17 protein-coding genes, 1 pseudogene and 1 riboswitch are annotated in these 19,088 nt (G+C 67.1%); of the genes and pseudogenes, 8 read left to right on the top strand and 10 right to left on the bottom strand.

Translation table 11 applies throughout. The features are described from left to right. Window positions 1-101: 101 nt before the first annotated feature. From AC6RA4_RS11695 to AC6RA4_RS11685, 3 genes are read right to left on the bottom strand one after another with little or no spacing between them, the layout of a single operon-like run. A complete protein-coding gene (locus tag AC6RA4_RS11695; protein WP_500160463.1) occupies window positions 102-1,055 on the bottom strand; it encodes an aldo/keto reductase in 954 nt (317 codons plus the stop codon). 27 nt (window positions 1,056-1,082) lie between these two features. Beyond that, window positions 1,083-1,784: an SDR family oxidoreductase gene (locus AC6RA4_RS11690; protein ID WP_500160461.1), complete on the bottom strand. Its 702-nt coding sequence runs from the start codon at window positions 1,782-1,784 to the stop codon at window positions 1,083-1,085. Window position 1,785: 1 nt separating this feature from the next. Then, window positions 1,786-2,307 (bottom strand): VOC family protein, encoded by a 522-nt coding sequence (locus AC6RA4_RS11685; protein ID WP_500160460.1) that lies wholly within the window; start codon window positions 2,305-2,307, stop codon window positions 1,786-1,788. A 184-nt stretch (window positions 2,308-2,491) separates the two neighbouring features. Here AC6RA4_RS11685 and AC6RA4_RS11680 point away from each other — a divergent pair, with 184 nt between their 5' ends. Beyond that, window positions 2,492-3,385, top strand: coding sequence for a LysR family transcriptional regulator (locus tag AC6RA4_RS11680; RefSeq protein ID WP_500160459.1), 894 nt, complete (start codon window positions 2,492-2,494; stop codon window positions 3,383-3,385). Window positions 3,386-3,752: 367 nt separating this feature from the next. Here AC6RA4_RS11680 and AC6RA4_RS11675 read toward each other — a convergent pair. From AC6RA4_RS11675 to AC6RA4_RS11655, 5 genes and pseudogenes are all read right to left on the bottom strand, one after another. After that, window positions 3,753-4,664, bottom strand: a pseudogene (locus AC6RA4_RS11675) (IS5 family transposase). Between the two features lie 463 nt (window positions 4,665-5,127). Then, complete coding sequence (locus tag AC6RA4_RS11670; protein ID WP_500160457.1) at window positions 5,128-6,162, bottom strand: transketolase family protein; 1,035 nt, start codon at window positions 6,160-6,162, stop codon at window positions 5,128-5,130. Further along, window positions 6,159-7,007 (bottom strand): transketolase, encoded by an 849-nt coding sequence (locus AC6RA4_RS11665; protein ID WP_500160455.1) that lies wholly within the window; start codon window positions 7,005-7,007, stop codon window positions 6,159-6,161. The genes AC6RA4_RS11670 and AC6RA4_RS11665 overlap by 4 nt, the downstream gene beginning before the upstream one ends. Before the next feature lie 58 nt (window positions 7,008-7,065). After that, window positions 7,066-8,808, bottom strand: coding sequence for a dihydroxyacetone kinase subunit DhaL (gene dhaL, locus AC6RA4_RS11660; RefSeq protein WP_500160454.1), 1,743 nt, complete (start codon window positions 8,806-8,808; stop codon window positions 7,066-7,068). Window positions 8,809-8,822: 14 nt separating this feature from the next. Beyond that, window positions 8,823-9,635: a sugar phosphate isomerase/epimerase family protein gene (locus AC6RA4_RS11655; RefSeq protein WP_500160453.1), complete on the bottom strand. Its 813-nt coding sequence runs from the start codon at window positions 9,633-9,635 to the stop codon at window positions 8,823-8,825. Between the two features lie 338 nt (window positions 9,636-9,973). On the opposite strand from AC6RA4_RS11655, the gene AC6RA4_RS11650 reads away from it, so the two are divergent. The 4 genes from AC6RA4_RS11650 to AC6RA4_RS11635 all read left to right on the top strand — a co-directional run bounded on the left by AC6RA4_RS11650 (window position 9,974) and on the right by AC6RA4_RS11635 (window position 13,678). Beyond that, window positions 9,974-10,729, top strand: coding sequence for an SDR family NAD(P)-dependent oxidoreductase (locus AC6RA4_RS11650; RefSeq protein ID WP_222605355.1), 756 nt, complete (start codon window positions 9,974-9,976; stop codon window positions 10,727-10,729). A gap of 156 nt (window positions 10,730-10,885) precedes the next feature. Then, a complete protein-coding gene (locus AC6RA4_RS11645; RefSeq protein WP_500160451.1) occupies window positions 10,886-11,854 on the top strand; it encodes a TRAP transporter substrate-binding protein in 969 nt (322 codons plus the stop codon). Beyond that, on the top strand, window positions 11,851-12,408 hold the full coding sequence (locus AC6RA4_RS11640; RefSeq protein ID WP_500160449.1) for a TRAP transporter small permease: 558 nt from the start codon (window positions 11,851-11,853) through the stop codon (window positions 12,406-12,408). The genes AC6RA4_RS11645 and AC6RA4_RS11640 overlap by 4 nt, the downstream gene beginning before the upstream one ends. Window positions 12,409-12,421: 13 nt before the next feature. Then, window positions 12,422-13,678: a TRAP transporter large permease gene (locus AC6RA4_RS11635; protein WP_500160447.1), complete on the top strand. Its 1,257-nt coding sequence runs from the start codon at window positions 12,422-12,424 to the stop codon at window positions 13,676-13,678. 84 nt (window positions 13,679-13,762) lie between these two features. Here the strand turns inward: AC6RA4_RS11635 and AC6RA4_RS11630 are convergent, their stop codons facing one another. Then, window positions 13,763-14,752 carry a LysR substrate-binding domain-containing protein gene (locus AC6RA4_RS11630; protein ID WP_500160446.1) on the bottom strand — a complete coding sequence of 330 codons (990 nt, stop codon included), beginning with the start codon at window positions 14,750-14,752 and terminating at the stop codon, window positions 13,763-13,765. Between the two features lie 131 nt (window positions 14,753-14,883). Next, a riboswitch (FMN riboswitch) is annotated at window positions 14,884-15,015 on the top strand. Between the two features lie 72 nt (window positions 15,016-15,087). Here AC6RA4_RS11630 and AC6RA4_RS11625 point away from each other — a divergent pair. Continuing rightward, window positions 15,088-15,564, top strand: a complete 477-nt coding sequence (locus tag AC6RA4_RS11625; protein WP_500160444.1) for a 6,7-dimethyl-8-ribityllumazine synthase — start codon at window positions 15,088-15,090, stop codon at window positions 15,562-15,564. A gap of 48 nt (window positions 15,565-15,612) precedes the next feature. On the opposite strand, the gene tkt is transcribed toward AC6RA4_RS11625, so the two are convergent. Then, window positions 15,613-17,619, bottom strand: coding sequence for a transketolase (gene tkt / locus AC6RA4_RS11620; RefSeq protein WP_500160443.1), 2,007 nt, complete (start codon window positions 17,617-17,619; stop codon window positions 15,613-15,615). A gap of 144 nt (window positions 17,620-17,763) precedes the next feature. Between tkt and AC6RA4_RS11615 the strand changes: the two genes are divergently transcribed. Then, complete coding sequence (locus AC6RA4_RS11615) at window positions 17,764-18,549, top strand: triose-phosphate isomerase (protein WP_500160441.1); 786 nt, start codon at window positions 17,764-17,766, stop codon at window positions 18,547-18,549. Beyond that, window positions 18,546-19,007 carry a D-erythrulose-4-phosphate isomerase gene (gene derI / locus AC6RA4_RS11610; protein ID WP_500160439.1) on the top strand — a complete coding sequence of 154 codons (462 nt, stop codon included), beginning with the start codon at window positions 18,546-18,548 and terminating at the stop codon, window positions 19,005-19,007. Before AC6RA4_RS11615 ends, derI begins: the two co-directional genes overlap by 4 nt. Window positions 19,008-19,088 lie beyond the last annotated feature (81 nt).

Here is a 19,088-nt window from a genome sequence, read left to right as displayed (position 1 = left end):
ACAGGCACATCTTGCAGGCTGAGTACGGCTGCGATTTCGACTTCCTCGTCGGCGAAAGCTGAGCCGCACCGCCCCCGGACGGGCCGGGGGCGGGCTTTGCCTCAGGCGCCGGCTTCGGTGAGGCGCGACAGGTCTTCGTCCGAGAGATCGAGCGCCGCGGCCTCGGCGAAGCTCTCGACCTGGCTCACCGAGGTGGCGCTGGCGATCGGGGCGCTCACGCCCTTCTGCGCCATCAGCCAGGCCAGCGAGACCTCGGCGGGCTTGGCGCCATGGGCCGATGCGACCTCCTCGAGCGCATCGAGGATCCGCATGCCGCGCTCGGTCATGTATTTCTCGACCATCCGCGCCCGCTGGCGGCCTTCGAGATCGGAGGCGCTGCGGTACTTGCCGGTCAGGAAGCCCGCGGCGAGCGAGAAATAGGTCACCACGCCGATGTTATTCTCGACGCACAGATCCTGAAGCGGCCCTTCAAAGCCCGCGCGGTCGAAGAGGTTATACTCCGGCTGAACCACCTGGTAGGCGGGCAGGCCGCTCTTTTCCGCCGCCTCGAGCGCCGAGGTGAGCAGCGCCGCATCATAGTTCGACGCCCCGATGGCGCGGATCTTGCCGGCCTTGAGAAGTTTGTCATAGGCGCCGAGCGTCTCTTCGTGGCTCACCGAAGGGTCGGGCCAGTGCGAGAAATAGAGGTCGATGGTCTCGACCTGCATCCGTTTCAGCGATTTCTCCACCGCCTTGGTGATCCATGCCTCGGAAAGCCCTTTCTCGCCGGGGCCGCCCATGTCGGAGCCGACCTTGGTGAAGAGTTTCACCTTGTCGCGCATGCCGGGTCGGGCGGCGAACCACTTGCCGAGTACGGTCTCGGACTCGCCGCCCGAGTAGCCCTCGGCCCAGGCCGAGTAGACATCGGCGGTGTCGATGGTGTCGAAGCCGTGGTCGATGAAGGCATCGAGCACGCGGAAGCTCTCGGCCTCGTCGGTGGTCCACCCGAGCACGTTGCCGCCGAAGACGATGGGGGCGATGTCAAAGCCGGTGGTTCCAAGCGTGGTGCGTTTCATGTTGCTGTCCTTTCCAATATCGGTTTGTCAGGCGATGGCGCCGCCGCCATCGACGAAGATCGTGCTGCCGGTCATGTAGGGGTTGGCCATCAGGGCGAGCGCCTGCGTCGCGATGTTCTCGGGTGTGCCGACGCGCCCCACGGGCAGGCGCTCGGCGGCGCCCTCGAACATCGCCTTGCGGCCGTCGCCGTCGAGCGTGTCGTACATCTCGGTCTTGATCAGACCGGGCGAGATGCAGTTGACCCGGATCGGCGCAAGCTCAAGCGCGAGGCCGCGCGTCAGCCCCTCGATCCCGGCATTGATCGCGCCCTGGATCGCCGCGCCCGCCTTGGGACGGACCGACAGGAAGCCCGAGACGAAGGTCAGCGACCCGCCGGGGCTGACACTGGCGGCGCGCGCCACGCGGTAGGCGCCCCAGAATTTGGAGTCGAAGGAGCCGTAGGCGTCTTCGAGCGCCAGCGACCGAACCGCGTCGACCCGGGTGCTCGCCGCCGAGCAGAAGATGTGGTCGAAGCTGTGCCCGGCGAAGAAGCCCTCGAGCATCGCCGCGTCCCGGGTGTCGAGCTCGACGCCCTCGGTCCCGAGCCTGGTGGACGCGTTCGCCACCTTCTCGGCCGAACGCGAGGCGACAGTGACATGCGCGCCGGCCTCCTGCGCCGCCTTGGCGACGCCGAAGCCGATGCCCGAGGTGCCGCCGATGACCAAGACGGAGGTGTTTTGAAGGGTCATCTCAGTCCTCCGGGATCCAGCGCGTGGCGTCGGCATCGTCGAAATAGGTCATCGGCGCGGGCAGGTGCTGGATCTCGATGAGCAGGCCCCACGGCGTGCGCCCGAAGATGCCGCGGTTGCCGGGCCCGTCCTCGGGCGCCGCAAGATCGTAGGGACCCTCGAGCAGCGTTCCGCCGGCCCAGTCAAAGGCCGCGATCGCGGCGTCGATGTCGGTCACGTTGACGCTGAAATGGCTGATGCCGAAATCCGAAATATTGGTCTCCGGCGTGCCACCGGGCCGGTCGATCTCGAAGATCTCGACGTTCGGCCCGTTCTGCAGCCGCAGCACGGTGACCTTCATCATCGCGGTGCCGGAGCGCAGGCCGTTCTTGGGGCCGATCTCTTCCGCGGGGAAGGGGCCGCCATTGGTCTCGGTTTGCGAGAACATCTCCTCGGCGCCGAAGGCGGCCTTGAAGAAGGCGATGGCGGCGTCGTGGTCCGGCACGGTGATGCCGATGTGCTCGATGCCTCGAATGGTGGTCATGAAAGGGCCTTTCGGTTCCGGAGCTCGCGTCGCCAGCCTTCGGCGGGGCAGGTCTGCCACGCAGGGTGGGGGGCCTCCTAGCGGCGCGACGCGAGCGTCCTGATTGCTGTTGCCATAGAAGTAACTTTCGCTGAGCGATTGGAATGGGTAGGAAATCGTATAAACCTTTCGATTGGATCGAATAATGGACCCCATCCGGACCATGCGGCTCTTTGGTGCCATCGCGGCGAGCGGCAATCTCTCGGCGGTGGCGCGGGACTGGGGCGTGTCGCCCTCGACCGTGACCTACGGGCTGAAGGCGCTCGAGGAGCAGCTCGGGGCGCAGCTGGTGGTGCGGACGACGCGGAAGCTGTCGCTCACGCCCGAGGGCAAGCGCTTTCTCGAGCGTAGCCAGCGCATTCTGGCGGATGTGGACGAGGTGATGAGCGGCTTTGCAGAGGCCGGGCCGCTGACCGGCAACATCCGTATGACCACCACCAACGATCTCGGCCGGCAGCGCATCGCGCCGCTGGTCGATGCCTTCATGCGCCGGCATCCCGGTCTGACGGTAGAGGTGTTTTTTGCCGACACGCTGGTGGATCTGGTCGAGGGTGGGTTCGATCTGGCGATCCGCACCGGGCCGCTGCAGGATTCCGACATGAAGGCGCGGCTATTGCTTCGCGGGCAGAAGAGCGTCTGCGCCTCGCCGGACTACTGGCGCAGGCACGGCAAGCCCGAACATCCGCGCGAGCTGGCCGCTCACACCTGCCTGCTGCTGGCTGCGCCGGGGATGCGGCATGATTTCTGGCTGTTCCGCGAAGGAGGGGACCGCTTCCGCGTCCGCGTGAGTGGCGACCGTCAGGTCAATGATGGCGAGGCGCTGCGGCAATGGGCCATTGCCGGCGCAGGCGTGGTGCAGAAATCGAGCTTCGACATCGCTGAGGACCTGGCTCAGGGGCGCCTCGAGACCGCGCTTGAGGCCTACACCGCTGAGCCCACCAATCTCTATGCCGTGACCCCGCCGCGCGATTACGAGTCGCGGCGTGTGCGCGGCTTCATCGACTTTCTGACCGCGGAAATGGCCGGGGAGACGGCCTGACAGGCTCGAGTTTCAGACGTTTTCCGAAGTGTGGATCTCGATCGGGATGTTGACCCTCTGGATGCCGGCATCGGGCCGATCTTGCCTTCATTATGGTAGATGCGGTTGAAGTCTCAACCGGCGGGGCGGGGCTTCTTACAGTAGTCATGGTCAATATAGCCGACATTCCCGCGTGCAGCCCGATCAACGCCGATCCCTGCATGCCTCGGTCGCGCACCGAAGTAATGGCGTCCGAGGTCATCGGGTGTCCGGCCGGCGCCAGACCGAGCGACTCGGAGCGGTCGCCGAGCACCGCGATTCAAGTTGCCACTTGGTCGGGCGAGTGTTCGTCGAGGTATTCCAGCTCGAGAGGGCGCTGTTGCGCAAATCAGCTTATGATCGACGCGCGGATTTGGACCTCTGCCACCTGGTGGTCGAAGTCCTGCGACACGAGCCGCTGGCCGAGTTGCTTCACGCAGTTCATTTTCGTTTCGACCCTGCTGCGGCGGTGGTACCCGCTCCAGTTTCGCCAGAGTGCCCGGCCCAAGTGCTTTGACGCCCGCAGGATCTCGTTTCGCGACCAGGTTCCGGCTGTGTCCGGCTTCCAGGGTCTCGCATTCCGTCTCGGCGGAATGATAGCAGCAGCATCGCGGGCGGCGATGGGATCATGGCAGACGTGGGTATGATAGGCACCGTCGGCCGTGACGGTGGTAATCCCCTCCTCCGCCTGGATTTGGGCAAGCAGGTCCGGCAATATCGGCGCATCCACTGCCCGGCAGGTGCATCCTCAGGATGCTGCCGAGAGGGGGCGACATTGCTGGAGGTGACTTCGACCGCCCGGATCTCCAATGTTTCCTCGTCGATCCTGAGGCGGATCTTGCGCCAAACCCTGCGTCGCGAGCCACCGCGCTTGCGCGTATGCCACTCGCCTTCGCCTTCCACCGTGATGCCGGTGCTGTCCGCTGCCCGGCAGGGTATTGCGCAGCAATGCCCGAGAGGGGACGAGACGGTGAAGCGGCCCCTTGGAGCCGCGATACGGGACAACGACGTCCAAGATTCTCTGGCGGCGCGACAAGGTGGAAAAGTCAGGCACGGGCCAGTCCAGCCCGGAAAGCTTCAGCAGGCTCGCCACGAACCCTGTCGTCTGGCGGAGTGGCAGGCCGAGGAGGACCTTGAGAGCGAGGCAGACCCGGATCGCAGCATCGCGATAGGACTGCTGGCGGCCGCGCCGCCCAAGCGGCACCGCCTTCCACTGCATCGAGGGATCGAACCAGACCGTCAGCGAACCTCGCTGCTTCAAAGCCTGTTAATAGCTGTGCCAGTTGGTGGTCTTGTAGGTCGTCTTCGGAGGTTTGCTCATGCTGCCCGGCTCGCATGCTGGATTCACGAGATGAATCCCCCTGTATTTGTGCAACAACGCCATCACTTCAGCTCTCGTGGCTTGCAGCAATGGCGGTTCTCAGGACGGTCTTTGGAGAATTCACCCGATATTCGCCCTAACTCGAGATGATTGCTGGTGACAAAATTCGGGTCGTGTTCGTGCATGGCAGACTGGAGCGCACTGCTTGAGGACGTCACTTTAGCCTCAGCGCAGGCCCAGCTACGTCACTAACCGTGAAGATGGTCTCGGACCACCAGCGGGGCTTTCACCAGAGGGTCATGGCATACCTTGGTAGCGGGGTTTCGGTCCATCTGGGTTTCATCCTTGCTCAGGCCTCGCTTCGGTCTCAAGCAAGCAGCTATTCGCGGCGGGCTGACCGCGATCAGAGCCAGCTGCGAATGCGCGCGGCCACGCGGTCGACCGAAAGCCCGTACATATCGTGCAGTGTTGGCAGGGCCCCGGCCTCGAGAAAGGCGTCGGGCAGCCCGATCATCCGGAAGGACGGCGTCACGCCCGCCTGCAGCAGCGTCGCCGCCACCGCCTCGCCCAAGCCGCCGTTGACGCTGTGGTTCTCGGCGCTGACCACCAGCCGCCCGCCGCGCCCGGCCTCGGCGAGGATGGTCGCGGTGTCGAGCGGCTTGATCGTGGGCACGTGCAGCACCGCCACGTCAACGCCGTCCTTCGCCAGCAGCTCGGCGGCATCGAGGGCGCGCATGGTCATGATGCCCGAGGCGATGACCAGCACGTCGCGCCCTTCCCGGATCATCTGGGCGCGGCCCAGCTCGAACCTGTAGTCGGGCTTGTGACGGGTCAGCACGCTCGGCACCTTGCCGCGCAGCAGGCGGGCATAGACGGGGCCGGGATGATTGATCATCGCGGGCACCATGCCGGCCACGTCGCAGGCATCGCAGGGATCGATCAGCACCATGTCGGGCAGGCCGCGAAAGATCGCCAGATCCTCGGTGGCCTGGTGGCTCGGGCCGTAGCCGGTGGTGAGGCCGGGCAGGGCGCAGGCGATCTTGACCGGCAGGTTCTCCTCGGCAATCGCCATGGCGATGAAATCATAGGCCCGGCGGGCGGCGAACACCGCGTAGGTGGTGGCGAACGGGATGAATCCCTCGCGGGCCAACCCGGCGGCGGCGGAAAACAGCAGCTGTTCGGCCATGCCCATCTGGTAGAAGCGCTCGGGCAGGGCGTTGGCGAAGACATGCAGGTCGGTGTATTTCGACAGGTCCGCCGACAGGCCGACGATGCGCGGATCGTCCTTTGCTGCCTCGACCAGCGCGTGGCCGAAGGGGGCGGAGACGGTATCGTAGCCCTCCGCCGCCAGCGAGGCGATCATCGCCGAGGTGGCGACGGTTTCGCCCTGAGGCGGCATGCGCGGCTCGTATTTGCGGGCTTTCGAGGCGTGGGTCATTGCGGCTTTCCTTGTTCCAGCCGATCGAGAGCACGGGCCCATTCCTCGGGTTCGACCCGGACGAAATGGTTCTGCTCGCGGGCCTCGAGGAAATCGACGCCCTTGCACATGCGCGTGTTGCAGATGATGACGCGCGGCTTCGGTTCGGGCAGGGCGCGGGCGGTGTCGAAGGCCGCGACCAGCGCGTCGAGGTCATTGCCGTCGACCTCCTGCGCGTGCCAGCCGAAGGCCTCCCACTTGGGCGCCTCGGGGCCCTGGGCGAGCGCGGCGCGCGACGGGCCGTCGGCCTGCTGGTTGTTGAAATCGACGAGGCAGATCAGGTTGTCGAGCCGCCATTGCACCGCCGACATCACCGCCTCCCAGGTCGAGCCCTCGCCAAGCTCGCCATCCGACATCAGGTTGTAGACGAAGCGGTCCGAGCCCTTGCGCTTCAGCCCCAGCGCCGCGCCCACGGCGATGCCGAGCCCGTGGCCCAGCGAGCCGCCGGTGATCTCCATGCCGGGCGTGTAGGAGGCCATGCCCGACATCGGCATGCGGCTGTCATCCATGCCGTAGGTGCCGAGCTCTTCCTCGGGCAGGATGCCGGCCTCCATCAGGGCGGCGTAGAGCGCGATGGCGTAATGGCCGATCGAGAGGTAGAAACGGTCGCGCCCCTCCCATTCGGGATCGTCGGCGCGCCACTCCATGGCGTGGAAATACGAGGTGGCGAGCACGTCGGCGACGCCGAGCGCCTGCCCGACATAGCCCTGCCCCTGCACCTCGCCCATGAGCAGCGCCTTGCGGCGGATGTTCCAGGCGCGCCGCGCGAGCGAGACGTTGGAGACCGCGGAGGCGGATCGTGCCATGACCTGTCCTTTCTTGGTGGGGTGCGCCCGGCCCGCGATGGCGCGCCGGGCAGGGGGCTCAGCCGCGGGCGGCCTCGGTCATGGCGACGAGCATCACATGCGCCGAGGCCGCGCCGGGATCCATGTGCCCCAGCGAGCGCGCCCCGAGCTTGGCGGAGCGGCCTCGGCGGCTCTCGATCTCGGCGGTGTAGTCGCGGCCGTTGCAGGCGCCCGAGCAGGCGGCCTCCAGGCAGGCGATGACATCGCCGCCCGATTGCAGCGCCTCCTTGGCCTTGGCCACCGCCGGCACCCAGGCGTCGATCATCGTCTTGTCGCCGACCTGCGCGCCGCCGCGCGACTGGATGCCGGCGCAAATGCCCTCGATCCACGCCACGGTGGCGGCGGCGTCGAGGTTGAGCCGGTCCGACACCATCGCGCCCGCCTTGCGGAAGGCCGAGGCATAGAGCGGCCCCGAAGAGGCGCCGACCGCGTCGAGGAAGGCCTTGGCCATGCGCTCGGAGATCTCGGTCACCGTCTCGTCGCTGGGCTCGGCCAGCTCCTTGCGCACGGCGGTCCAGCCGATGTCCATGGTGACGCCGTGATCGCCGTCACCGATGACGCCGTCGAGCTCGGAGAGCCAGTCACGGTTGTCGTGGATCGCCGCGCCCATCGCCAGCATCATGCTGCGGAAGCGCTCGGGCGTGATCGGGCCGTCGGTGGCGAGGCTGGCGTGATCGACCGACGCGCCGGCACCGGCGCTGGCATGGTCGCGGCGGGTCAGGGTGCCGGCGGGGGCGAGATCGCCCGCCACGGTGAGCGCCGGGGTGCGGCAGGGGGTGTCGAGCAGCGCCTTGAGATCGTCGTCGAGCTTCAGGAGCGTGATCGAGGCACCGGCCATCTCGAGCGAGGTGCAGTATTCCCCGACCCAGGCGAAATGGATGCCGATGCCATGCGCCTCGAGGATCTTGGCGGCGCGCCGATGCAGCAGGTAGAGCTCGAGCGGGCCGGTGGCGCCGAGCCCGTTGACGAGCACCGCGGCCTCGTCGCCATGGGTCAGGCCCATGTCGGCGAGGATCGCCTGCATCAGCTCCTCGGCCACCTCGTCGGCGGTCTCGAGCTTGCCGCGGCGCATGCCGGGCTCGCCGTGAATGCCCATGCCGATTTCCATCTCGTCATGGCCGAGCTCGAAATTCGGCTTGCCGGTCTGCGGCAGCGAGCAGGCACTGAGCGCCACGCCCATGGAGCGGCAATTCTCGTTGGCCCTGGTGGCAGCGGCGACCACGCCGGCGAGGTCGCGGCCCTGCTCGGCGGCGGCGCCTGCGATCTTGAAGACGAAGAAATCGCCCGCGATGCCGCGCCGCTCGCCCTCGCGGCCCTTGGGGGCGGAGGCGACATCGTCGGTGACGGCGAAGGAATGCGCCGGAACGCCCATGGCTTCGCATTCCTCGGCGGCCATGTCGAAATTCATCACGTCGCCGGTGTAATTGCCGTAGAGAAACACCACGCCGGCCCCGCCATCGACGGCGCGGGCGGCGTCCATGATGTGCTCGGGCGAGGGCGAGGCAAAGACATTGCCCACCGCCGCCGCATCGGCCAGCCCGCGCCCGACATAGCCGGCGAAGGCGGGCTCGTGGCCCGAGCCGCCGCCGATCACGATGCCGACCTTGCCGTCGCGTGGGCCGTCCTTGGCAACGATGGCGCGCCCGGTGGCGCCCTCGACCTTGAGCATGTGCGGATGCGCCAGCAGCATGCCCTCGATGGCTTCGGGGATGATGTCTTCGGGTGCGTTGATGAGCTTCTTGGTGCGGATGTCGTCGGTCATGTGGGCCTCCCCCCTCATTGGACGAATGTCTTTGCGGCGGCTGTGGTCTGCTCGATCCAGGGCTGCTCCTTGGCGATGGCGTCCTCGAGCGTGCCGCCCTCGATCATCAGCCAGTGCTCGAGGATGACGCTCATGTCCTTCGGGCAATGGGCGAGCTGGTCGAGCGTCCAGCGGATCGGCGCGCGCCCCGTCCCGAGCGGCACGCCGTGGATGCGGAATCCGACGCCATAGGTGTCGGGCGTGATCTCGTAATCCTTGAGATGCAGGTTGATGGTGTAGGGCGCGAGCAGCGAGATGGTCTCCTCCGGCCACTCGTTCGCGCAGATCGAGTTGGCCACGTCGAGGCAGACGCCCAGGTGATCGTCGCCCACCGCCTCCAGCAGCTCGACCATGCGCGGGCTCGGGTAGTTGAAATGGTTCTCGATGGCGATCTTCATGCCGGCGGCGCGGGCGGCATCGACCCGCGGGCGCAGCGCCTCGGCGAGCTCCGGCACCGGCATGTGGCCATCGGCCTCGTCGAGCGCCACGCGCAGGATCTTCGCATGCAGGCGCTTGCCGATCTCGATGTAGCGGTCGACCTCGTCGGCATCGAAGCACTGGGTGCCAAGCTCGAGCGCGAGGCCCTTTTCCTGCGCGAGCTCGAAGAGCCGGTGATGATCGGCCGGCTCGAGCCGGTCGAGCGGCATGTTGTCGGCATATTGCACGACGCTCATCCCCAGCGCCTCGGCGCGGTCGAGCAGGTCGAAGGCGCTGAGCGGGCGGGCGGGGCGTTGGTCCTTGATGCCAATGGACCAGCGATAGGCGTAGCTGCCCAGTCCGAGTTTCATGATGTCCTCCCAAGTTCCGTCTGCGCCGGTGTCGCGGGGGGACGACCGGCGCGGATGACCAGAAGGGATAGCCGGTTTTGGGCTGCCTAGCTTTGAAGTTCTCCTAACAAGCTCGTTAAGTTTCATTCATTTATTCGCGGCCCCAGCTTTGTCATGGTCCTTCAAACCGCGGCAGGGGAGAGCCGCAGGGGAGGATCAGCAACACAGCCATATCCCCCGGGGGATGCCGCGCGGCCCGGCCGCCGCTGCGCCCTTGCCCGCAGAGACACCGGACCGGCATGGGCCGTCCGCACGCAGACCGAGCGGGGAGGCCCGCCGAGAGACAGAAGGAAGACCAGATGGGACTGCTGAGTGGAAAATTCGCCATCGTGACCGGTGCCGCCAGCCCGCGCGGCCTTGGCAAGGCGACGGCGAAGCTGTTTGCCGAGCACGGCGCGACCGTTGCGATCACCGATCTTGACGAGGCGCAGGCGCAGGCCGCCGCCGCCGACCTGCCGGGCGAGGGCCATGTGGGCATGGCCTGCAACGTCACCGACAAGGACGCCTGCTTCGCCGTCGCCAAGGCGCTGATCGAGAAGTTCGGCGCGGTCGACATCCTCGTGAACAACGCCGGCATCACCCAGCCGCTCAAGATCATGGAGATCGCGCCCGAGAATTACGATGCGGTGACCGATGTGAACCTGCGCGGCACACTCTACATGACGCAGGCGCTGATCCCGCACTGGCGCGAGCGCCAGACCGGCTCGGTGGTCAACATGTCGTCGGTTTCGGCGCAGCGCGGCGGCGGCATTTTCGGCGGCCCGCATTACTCTGCCGCCAAGGCCGGCGTGTTGGGCCTCACCAAGGCGATGGCGCGCGAGCTGGCGCCCGACGGGGTGCGGGTCAACGCGATCTGCCCGGGCTTCATCGCCACCGACATCACCGCCGGGAAGCTCACCGACGAGATGCGCGCGCAGGTTCTGGCCGGCATCCCGATGGGCCGCGCCGGCACCGCCGACGACGTGGCGGGCTGCGCCCTGTTCCTGGCCTCGGAGCTCTCGAGCTACTGCACCGGCACCGAGGTCGACGTGAACGGCGGCTCGCTGATCCACTGAGCCTGCCCGCGCAGGGAGGAAACGCCTCCCGCCGTCAATCCGTGGTTCACGCGGGCGGCGGGACACCGTATCTCCGGGCGGGAGGACTGCCCGGGGTCAAGCCGGAGATACCGGCGCGGGGCCGCTGCGCCCCGGACCAACCAAGGAGGAGACACCATGAAATTCACCCTGACCGGCGCGCTTCTTGCCGCCACCGCCCTGAGCTCTGCCCCGGCCTTCGCCGATGAGGTGATCTTTGCCCACGGCGCCAACCCCGGCAACCCGCGCTATGCGGCGGCCGAGATGTTTGCCGACCTGGTGCCCGCCTGCACCGGCGGCGAGACCACCGTCAACGTCGCCGCCTCGGCCACCATGGGCAACGATGTCGAGATGCTGACCTCGGTCGCCGGCGGCGTCATCCAGATGTCGGCCAACAGCCAGGGCCCGCTGGCGCAGATCGTGCCCGAGGCCGGGATGCTCGGCCTGCCCTTCCTGTTCGAGGACCTGCCCACCGTGTGGAGCGTGCTCGACGGCGAGGTCGGCGAGATGCTCGACCAGAAGGCGCAGAATGCCGGGCTGAAGATCCTGACCTTCTGGGACAACGGCATCCGCCACGTCTCCCACACCTCGAAGAACGTGCCGACCCCGGCCGATCTTCAGGGCATGCAGATCCGCACGCCCTCGGACGAGACCACCATCGCCGCCTTCGAGGCGCTTGGCGCGTCGCCGGCGCCGCTGGCCTGGTCCGAACTGCCCACCGCGCTGCAATCGGGCGTGTTCGAGGGCCAGGAAAACCCGCTGACCAACATCTACTCTGCCAAGCTGCACGAGATCACCCCCTACATCACCCTGACCGGCCACAAGTACGAATCGACCCCGGTGGTGGCCTCGATGGTCTGGTGGTCGGGCCTCGACGAGGCAACGCAGGAGTGCATCCAGGGCGCTGCCGAGCAGGCGGGCTGGTATCAGCGCGGCCTGTCGCTGAGCCAGGGCAAGTCGCTGCGCGAGACGATGGAAGCCGAGGGCGCGACCTTTGCCGAGGTCGAGGACCGTCAGGCCTTCATCGACGCCACCGCCGGGGTCTACGACCAGTATGAAGGCCAGTATGGCGACCTGATCGGGGCGCTGCGCGAGGCCACCCAGTGACCGGCGAAAGCCACACCAAGGGGAGCGGCCCGCGCCGCTCCCTGCTGCGCCTGCTCCACGTGGTGGAGCGGGTGATCGAGGGCTCGGGCGCGGCGATCATCTTCGCCACGCTTTCCTTCACCTTCTGCGCCCTGCTGGTCAACGTGGTGCTGCGCTACGCCTTCGGCAGCGGCCTGGCCTGGGCCTATGAGATCCACGCCATCCTGTTCCCGTGGCTGGTGGCCGGCGGCATCGCCGTGGCCTCGGTGCGCGGCTGGCACATCTCGGTCGACGCGCTGATCGGCATCCTGCCCGACGCGGCGAAACGCGCCGTGGCGCTGCTGGTCTCGGTTGCGATCCTGGTCATCGCGGTGACGGTGATCCGCACCAGCGGGCCGATCATCAAGGCCTCGCAGTTCCAGCGCCTCTCCGAGATCCCGGTGTCGCAATACTGGGGCTATATCAGCCTCTACTACGCCTTCGGCGCGATGGCGGCGCAGGCGGTGATCACGCTGGCGCGGCAGATCCTCGCACCGGATTACGACCGCGACATGCCGCAGCAAAGCTTCAGCTGAGAAAGTCCCCGACATGGTCAAACTCCTGATTATCGTGTTCCCGGTGCTGCTCTTGGTCTCGGTGCCCGTGGCCCATGCCATGCTCGGCGCCACCGCCTTCGCGCTGTGGATGGAGGGCAAACCGATGGCGGTGATCGCGCAGCGGCTCTACTCGCCGACCCAGAGCTTCCCGATGCTGGCGATCCCGTTCTTCATCCTCGCCGGCAGCCTGATGATGTCGGGCCGCTTCGGCGAGCACCTGGTGACCATCGCCAAGCTGCTGGTCGGCCGCTTCAAGGGCGGGCTGGCACAGGTCTCGATCATCGGCTCGGTGATGTTCGGCGGCGTCTCGGGCTCGGCGGTGGCGGATGCCTCGGCGCTCGGCAACGCGCTGATCCCGGTGCAGAAGAAGGAGGGCTATCCGGGCGGTTTCGCCGCCGCGGTCAACGCCTCCTCCTCGACCGTCTCGGTGCTGATCCCGCCCTCGATCCCGCTGATCCTCTATGGGCTGGTGTCGAACACCTCGATCATCGACCTCTTCGTCGCCGGCATCCTGCCGGGCATCATGCTGGGGGTGGGGATGTTCACCGCCGTGTGGTGGGTGGCGCGCCGCCTCAACCTGCCGACCGCCGAGGTGCCGGGCGGCTTCCGCGCCTACAAGGGCGAGCTGCTGCACGCGATCCCGGCGCTGCTGATGCCGATCTTCGTCATCGGCACGCTGCGCTTCGGCATCGCCACGCCCACCGAGGTCTCGGTGATGGCGGTGGCCTATGCGCTCTTCGTCTCGGGGGTGATCTATCGCGACCTCGCGCTCGAGGACATCTGGCGCGCGATGATCGACACCGGGGTGATGACCGGCGCGGTGCTGATCATCATCATGGCCTCCTCGGCGATCCAATGGATCCTCACCGCCGAGCGCACGCCGCAGACGCTGGCGATCTGGGTCACCGAGACGCTGAGCGAGCCGTGGATGGTGATCCTGGCGCTGAACCTCGTGATGATCATCGTCGGCACCTTCCTCGACCTGCCGGCGGCGGTGCTGCTGCTGGGGCCGCTCTTCGTCACCATCGCCAACGCCATCGGGCTCGACCTGGTGCAGCTCGGGCTGATGATGGTGGTGAACCTCGCGGTGGGGCTCTACACGCCGCCGGTGGGCACCACGCTGTTCATCTCGGCGGCGATCGCGCAGACCGGGATCGGCTCGGTGGTGAAATCGCTGCTGCCGTTCTACGCGGTGTCGATCGTGGTGCTGCTGCTGATCTCCTACGTGCCGTTCCTGACCATCTACTGAGGCTCCCGGCGCCCGCGACCTCCTCTTCAGCGCGGGCGTCTCGCGGCCCCGGCTCCCTTTTGTGGGCCGGGGCCGCGATGTGCTTCAGTCGGAGGCAAATTCCTCGCCCGGAAGCTGACGGCCCTGCTGCTCGTCGATGCGCAGGCCGAAGCCGGTGACCAGTTCGCGCGCGCGGGCGTCATGCGCGGCACCGAGCTCGCGGATCCAGTCGGAGAAGATCCGCACGATGCGGCGGTTGGTGTGACGCGCCGGGCAGACCAGCCAGTAGGCGGGGAAGCGGATCGCCTCGAAAGCGGTCGAGAGCGGCACCAGCGCGCCGCTTTCCAGCTCGGGCAGGGCCAGCGTCGTACTCTCGAGCACCACGCCCGCGCCGTCGGCGGCCAGTTGCAGCGCCATCGAGGAGCGGTCGAGCCGTAGCGGATAGACCATGCGCTCGCCCATCACCCCATGCCGCGCCAGCCAGAAATCCCAGCGGTAGTGCGTCTTGACCGAGTCGATCAGCTGGGCCTGCCGCAGCTGCCCGATGGGATCGTCGGAGAGCGCGCGCAGTTGCTCGAGATAGGCCGGCGAGCACATCGGCAGCACCACGTCATGCATCACCGGCTCCTGGTGCAGCCCCGACCAGCCGCCCTCGCCGTAGCGCAGATCGAGATCGACCACCTCGGTCTCGAAATCGGAGAAATCCGGCGCCGCGTCGATGCGCACCTGCCAGTTCGGCGTCAGATCGAGGAATTCCTTGAGGCGCGGCGCCAGCCAGCGCACCGCGAAAGAGGGCGAGACCCGCAGGATGAAGTGCCGTGCCTCGCGCTGGCGCTGGATCGCCTGCCGCACGTCGCGCATCATCCGGAAGGCCTGGCTGGTGGTCTGGAACAGCCGCTCGCCATCCGAGGTCAGCGACAGCCGGCGCTTCTCCCGCCGGAACAGCAACACGCCGAATTGCTGCTCGAACTGGCGGATCTGCTGGCTCACCGCCGAAGGGCTCACGCCAAGCTCCTCCGCCGCCTTCGAGATGCCGCCGAGCCGGGCCACCGCCTCGAAATAGTTCATCGCGTTGAGGTTGATGTCCTTCATCATGGGCGCGGCTTTCCAGTGTCGAGCATGGGGCTGACTGTGGCCGGGAACGTCGCTGGCGGCAACCGCTCCGCGCCGCATTGCAGACGGTCACAACTGCGCGCTTGCGTTACGGGGCGACTCGCATATGGTGCGCGCGTTCTCAGGGCGGGGTGAAATTCCCCACCGGCGGTGACAGCCCGCGAGCGCCCTTCCAAGCGAAGGGGTCTAGCAGATCCGGTGGAATTCCGGGGCCGACGGTGAAAGTCCGGATGGAAGAGACGTATCGTGCCGGGCGTTCGCGCGCCTTGTGCGTTCGAAAGCTCTGGGACCTTTTGTGATCAACGGAGGGTTCCGAAATGACCGATCAGACACAGACCCGTATCGCCTTCATCCGCGCGCGCTGGCATGCCGACATCGTCGACCGTGCGCATGAGGGCTTTCTGGCCGAGGCCGCCGACATCCTGCCCGGCGCCAGCGTCGATGCCTATGACGTGCCCGGCGCGTTCGAGATGCCGCTGCTGGCCAAGCGCCTGGCCGAGACCGGGCGCTACGACGCCGTGGTTGCTGCGGCCTTCGTCGTCGATGGCGGCATCTATCGCCACGACTTCGTCGCCGACGCGGTGGTGAAGGGGCTGATGGAGGCGCAGATGACCACCGGCGTGCCGGTGTTCTCGGTCTCGCTGACGCCGCACCACTACCAGGAGACGCAAGTGCACAACGCCTTCTTCGCCGAGCATTTCGTCAAGAAGGGCGCCGAGGCGGCGCACGCCGTGAAGGGCGTGCTCGACATCGTGGTGCCTGCAGGCGCCGAGCTGTCGGTCGTCAACGGCTAATAATTCGTTCGAGGGTGCGGGCCGGATCGTCTCCGGCCCGCACCGCGTTTATCCAGCGAGACGCGCTTTGGCGCGGGCGACGACGGCATCGCATGTGATGCCGAACTCGGCATAGAGCCGCTCCGCCGGGGCCGAGGCGCCAAAGCCCGGCATCGCCACCACATCCTCCTCGCGCGCCACGTAACGTGTCCAGCCGAAAGGCAGGGCAGCCTCGACCGCGATGCGCGGAGCGCGGCCCAGCACCTCGTCACGATAGGTCTCGGGCTGTGTATCGAAGAGCTCCCAGCAGGGCATCGAGACCACGGCCACCGAAAGCCCATCGTCATGCAGTGCACCGGCAGCCTCGACAGCAAGCGCCACCTCGGTACCGGTAGCTAGAAGTGTCACGTCGCGCCCTTCTCCGAATTGCCGGATCACGTAGCCGCCGCGGGCGGTGAGGTTTTCCGCACCTTCCTTGCGAAGCTGCGGCACGCCCTGCCGTGACAGTGCCAGAAGCGACGGCGTAGCCGGGTTGCGCAGCGCGATGTCCCAGGCTTCGAGCGTTTCCACTGCGTCGGCGGGACGGAACACGTTGAGATTGGGAATGGCGCGCAGCGAGGCGAGGTGCTCGACCGGCTGGTGGGTCGGGCCGTCCTCGCCAAGGCCGATGGAATCGTGGGTCATGACGTATATGACGCCGAGCCCCATCAGCGCCGAGAGGCGGATGGCGTTGCGGGCGTAGTCCGAGAACACCAGGAAGGTGCCGCCATAGGGCTTGAAGCCACCATGCAGAGCGAGCCCGTTCATCGCCGCCGCCATGCCGAACTCGCGCACGCCGTAGCCGATGTAGCGACCTGAACTTTGGGCTGTGAAGGGGCTGTCGACCGCAGCGACGCGGGTGAGGTTCGAGCCGGTGAGATCGGCGCTGCCGCCGATCATCGCGGGCACCGCCTCGGTCAATGTTTCGAGTGCAAGTTGCGAGGCCTTGCGGGTCGCGACCGCCTGCGGCCTGGCAAAGAGTGCCGCCCGGGCCTGCGCAACCGCGGCGTCGTAGCCCTCGGGCAGGGTGCCTGCAATGCGCTCGCGGAATGCAATGGCCTGGCCCGAGGCGGTAAGTGCGTCTTCCCATCGGGCCCGGGCCTCGGCGCCGCGCGCGCCGATGGCGCGCCACTCTTCCGCCAGAACGGCGGGGATCTCGAACGGGTCGAACTCCCAGCCGAGCGCCTCTTTGGCGAGAGCGCCTTCGTTCTCGCCAAGCGGCGCACCATGTGCCTTGGCGGTGCCGGCGCGGTTGGGGGCGCCGAAACCGATCACCGTTTTCATGGCGATGAGGGTGGGGCGCGTGGTCTCTTCCTTGGCTTGCGTCATTGCGGCGTCGAGGGCCTCGGCGTCGTGGCCATCGCAGCAGATCACCTGCCATCCACAGGCCTCGAGGCGCTTGGGGACATCCTCGGAGAAGGACACCGAGGTCGCACCGTCGATGGTGATGTCGTTGTCGTCGTAGAGCACATTGAGCTTGCCGAGGCCGAGATGACCGGCGAGCGAGATCGCCTCCTGCCCGATGCCCTCCTGCAAGCAGCCGTCGCCCAGCATGACCCAAGTCCGGTGGTCGACGAGGTCCGGAAACTCGTCGGCCAGCCGGCGCTCGGCCAGCGCCATGCCGACAGCGGTGGCGATGCCCTGACCGAGCGGGCCGGTTGTGGTCTCGACCCCCTTGGCATGGCCCCATTCCGGGTGCCCGGCGGTGATCGCGCCCCATTGCCGGAAGTTGCGGATCTGGTCGAGCGTCATGTCGGTGTAGCCGGTCAGGTGGAGCAGCCCGTAGAGCAGCATCGAGGCATGGCCATTGGACAGCACGAAGCGGTCGCGGTCGGGCCAGTCCGGGGCGGAGGCGTCGAATTTTAGGTGTTTGCGGAACAGCATAGTCGCCGCGTCGGCCATGCCCATCGGCGCGCCGGGATGGCCGGAATTTGCGGCGTTAACCGCGTCGATCGCGAGCGCACGCAGGCAATTCGCAAGGGCGAAATTGGCAGGGTCGATCGCCGCCTTGGCGGACAGTTGGCTGTGGTCGAGCATCAAGGGTCTCCTCCAGGTCAGGGCGCTGTCATGCGCTATCAGTCGCCAATTAAGTAACATCATAAATCCCAAAATCACAAAAATAATGTTGTTAAAGTTGAGATCGATGTTATCACTCCTCTCGACGACGGAGGAGACGACTCGATGCCAAGCGTTTGGATCGGCACCAGCTGGAAGATGAACAAGACCCTTGCGGAGGCCCGCGCCTGGGCCGATGGGCTTGTGGCGGCAGAACTCGATCCGCGCATCCAGAGCTTTGTGATCCCGCCCTTCACTGCGGTGCGCGAGGTCAAGGCGGCGCTGGCGCAGACGCCGGTTCTGGTCGGCGCGCAGAACATGCATTGGGCCGATCGGGGCGCCTGGACTGGCGAGATCTCGGCCCCAATGCTGACCGATTGCGGGCTCGATCTCGTCGAGCTTGGCCATTCCGAACGCCGCGAGCATTTCGGCGAGACCGACGAGACCGTGGGCCTCAAGACCGAAGCGGCGGTGCGCCACGGCCTCGTGCCGCTGATCTGTATCGGCGAGACCATGGCCGACCGCGAGGGCGGCCGCGCGGCGGAGGTGCTGGCGCGCGAGGTGCGCGGGGCGCTCTCGAAGCTCTCTGATGCTCAGAAGCAGGCGGAGATCTGGCTGGCCTACGAGCCGGTCTGGGCGATCGGCGAAAACGGCATCCCCGCCACCGCCGACTATGCCGATGCGCGGCAGGCCGAGATCATCGCTGTGGCGCAGGAGGTGCTCGGGCGCCGCATTCCTTGCCTCTATGGCGGCTCGGTCAATCCCGGCAACTGCGCCGAGCTGATCGCCTGTCCGCATATCGACGGGCTCTTCATCGGGCGCTCGGCCTGGGACGTGGCCGGCTATCTCGACATTCTCGCGCGTTGCAGCGCGGTGCTGGACTCAAACGCCAAGACGGAGGAATTGACATGAAGATCGCAGTGGCCGGCGACAGCGCCGGAGAACCCCTCGCCATCGCGCTGGCCGAGTATCTCGCGCAGAACCCCGATTACGAGGTGGCCGAGATCTCGCGCACCGAGGCCGGGCCCGACGATTTCTACGCCAACCTGTCGGACCGGGTGGCCTCGCAGGTCAAGGACGGCACCTATGACAAGGCGATCCTGTGCTGCGGCACCGGCATCGGCGTCTGCCTCGCCGCCAACAAGGTGCCCGGCATCCGCGCGGCGCAGACCCACGACACCTATTCCGCCGGCAAGGCCGCGACCTCCAACAACGCCCATATCATCACCATGGGCGCGCGGGTGGTGGGCGTCGAGCTGGCCAAGGACATCGCCGACGCGTTCCTGCAGGCCTCCTTCGATCCGATGGGTAAATCGGCGGGCAACGTGCGCGCCATCGACGCGGTCGACGCCAAGTATCACACGGCTTGAACAGGGGGCATCCCGGCCCGGCGCGCTTTCAGCCGGGCCTCCCCGAGCCACGGAAGTCCTGCCATGCTGACCCTGCCCAAC

The organism is Salipiger sp., assembly GCF_059781815.1.
This window is presented reverse-complemented; position numbering and strand designations above follow the sequence as displayed.

What these genes read in the sequence shown, in the direction of transcription:
- AC6RA4_RS11695 (WP_500160463.1), bottom strand. Translation starts at nt 1,055, where the DNA reads ATGAAACGCACCACGCTTGGAACCACCGGCTTTGACATCGCCCCCATC.
- AC6RA4_RS11690 (WP_500160461.1), bottom strand. Translation starts at nt 1,784, where the DNA reads ATGACCCTTCAAAACACCTCCGTCTTGGTCATCGGCGGCACCTCGGGC.
- AC6RA4_RS11685 (WP_500160460.1), bottom strand. Translation starts at nt 2,307, where the DNA reads ATGACCACCATTCGAGGCATCGAGCACATCGGCATCACCGTGCCGGAC.
- AC6RA4_RS11680 (WP_500160459.1), top strand. Translation starts at nt 2,492, where the DNA reads ATGGACCCCATCCGGACCATGCGGCTCTTTGGTGCCATCGCGGCGAGC.
- AC6RA4_RS11670 (WP_500160457.1), bottom strand. Translation starts at nt 6,162, where the DNA reads ATGACCCACGCCTCGAAAGCCCGCAAATACGAGCCGCGCATGCCGCCT.
- AC6RA4_RS11665 (WP_500160455.1), bottom strand. Translation starts at nt 7,007, where the DNA reads ATGGCACGATCCGCCTCCGCGGTCTCCAACGTCTCGCTCGCGCGGCGC.
- dhaL (WP_500160454.1), bottom strand. Translation starts at nt 8,808, where the DNA reads ATGACCGACGACATCCGCACCAAGAAGCTCATCAACGCACCCGAAGAC.
- AC6RA4_RS11655 (WP_500160453.1), bottom strand. Translation starts at nt 9,635, where the DNA reads ATGAAACTCGGACTGGGCAGCTACGCCTATCGCTGGTCCATTGGCATC.
- AC6RA4_RS11650 (WP_222605355.1), top strand. Translation starts at nt 9,974, where the DNA reads ATGGGACTGCTGAGTGGAAAATTCGCCATCGTGACCGGTGCCGCCAGC.
- AC6RA4_RS11645 (WP_500160451.1), top strand. Translation starts at nt 10,886, where the DNA reads ATGAAATTCACCCTGACCGGCGCGCTTCTTGCCGCCACCGCCCTGAGC.
- AC6RA4_RS11635 (WP_500160447.1), top strand. Translation starts at nt 12,422, where the DNA reads ATGGTCAAACTCCTGATTATCGTGTTCCCGGTGCTGCTCTTGGTCTCG.
- AC6RA4_RS11630 (WP_500160446.1), bottom strand. Translation starts at nt 14,752, where the DNA reads ATGATGAAGGACATCAACCTCAACGCGATGAACTATTTCGAGGCGGTG.
- AC6RA4_RS11625 (WP_500160444.1), top strand. Translation starts at nt 15,088, where the DNA reads ATGACCGATCAGACACAGACCCGTATCGCCTTCATCCGCGCGCGCTGG.
- tkt (WP_500160443.1), bottom strand. Translation starts at nt 17,619, where the DNA reads ATGCTCGACCACAGCCAACTGTCCGCCAAGGCGGCGATCGACCCTGCC.
- AC6RA4_RS11615 (WP_500160441.1), top strand. Translation starts at nt 17,764, where the DNA reads ATGCCAAGCGTTTGGATCGGCACCAGCTGGAAGATGAACAAGACCCTT.
- derI (WP_500160439.1), top strand. Translation starts at nt 18,546, where the DNA reads ATGAAGATCGCAGTGGCCGGCGACAGCGCCGGAGAACCCCTCGCCATC.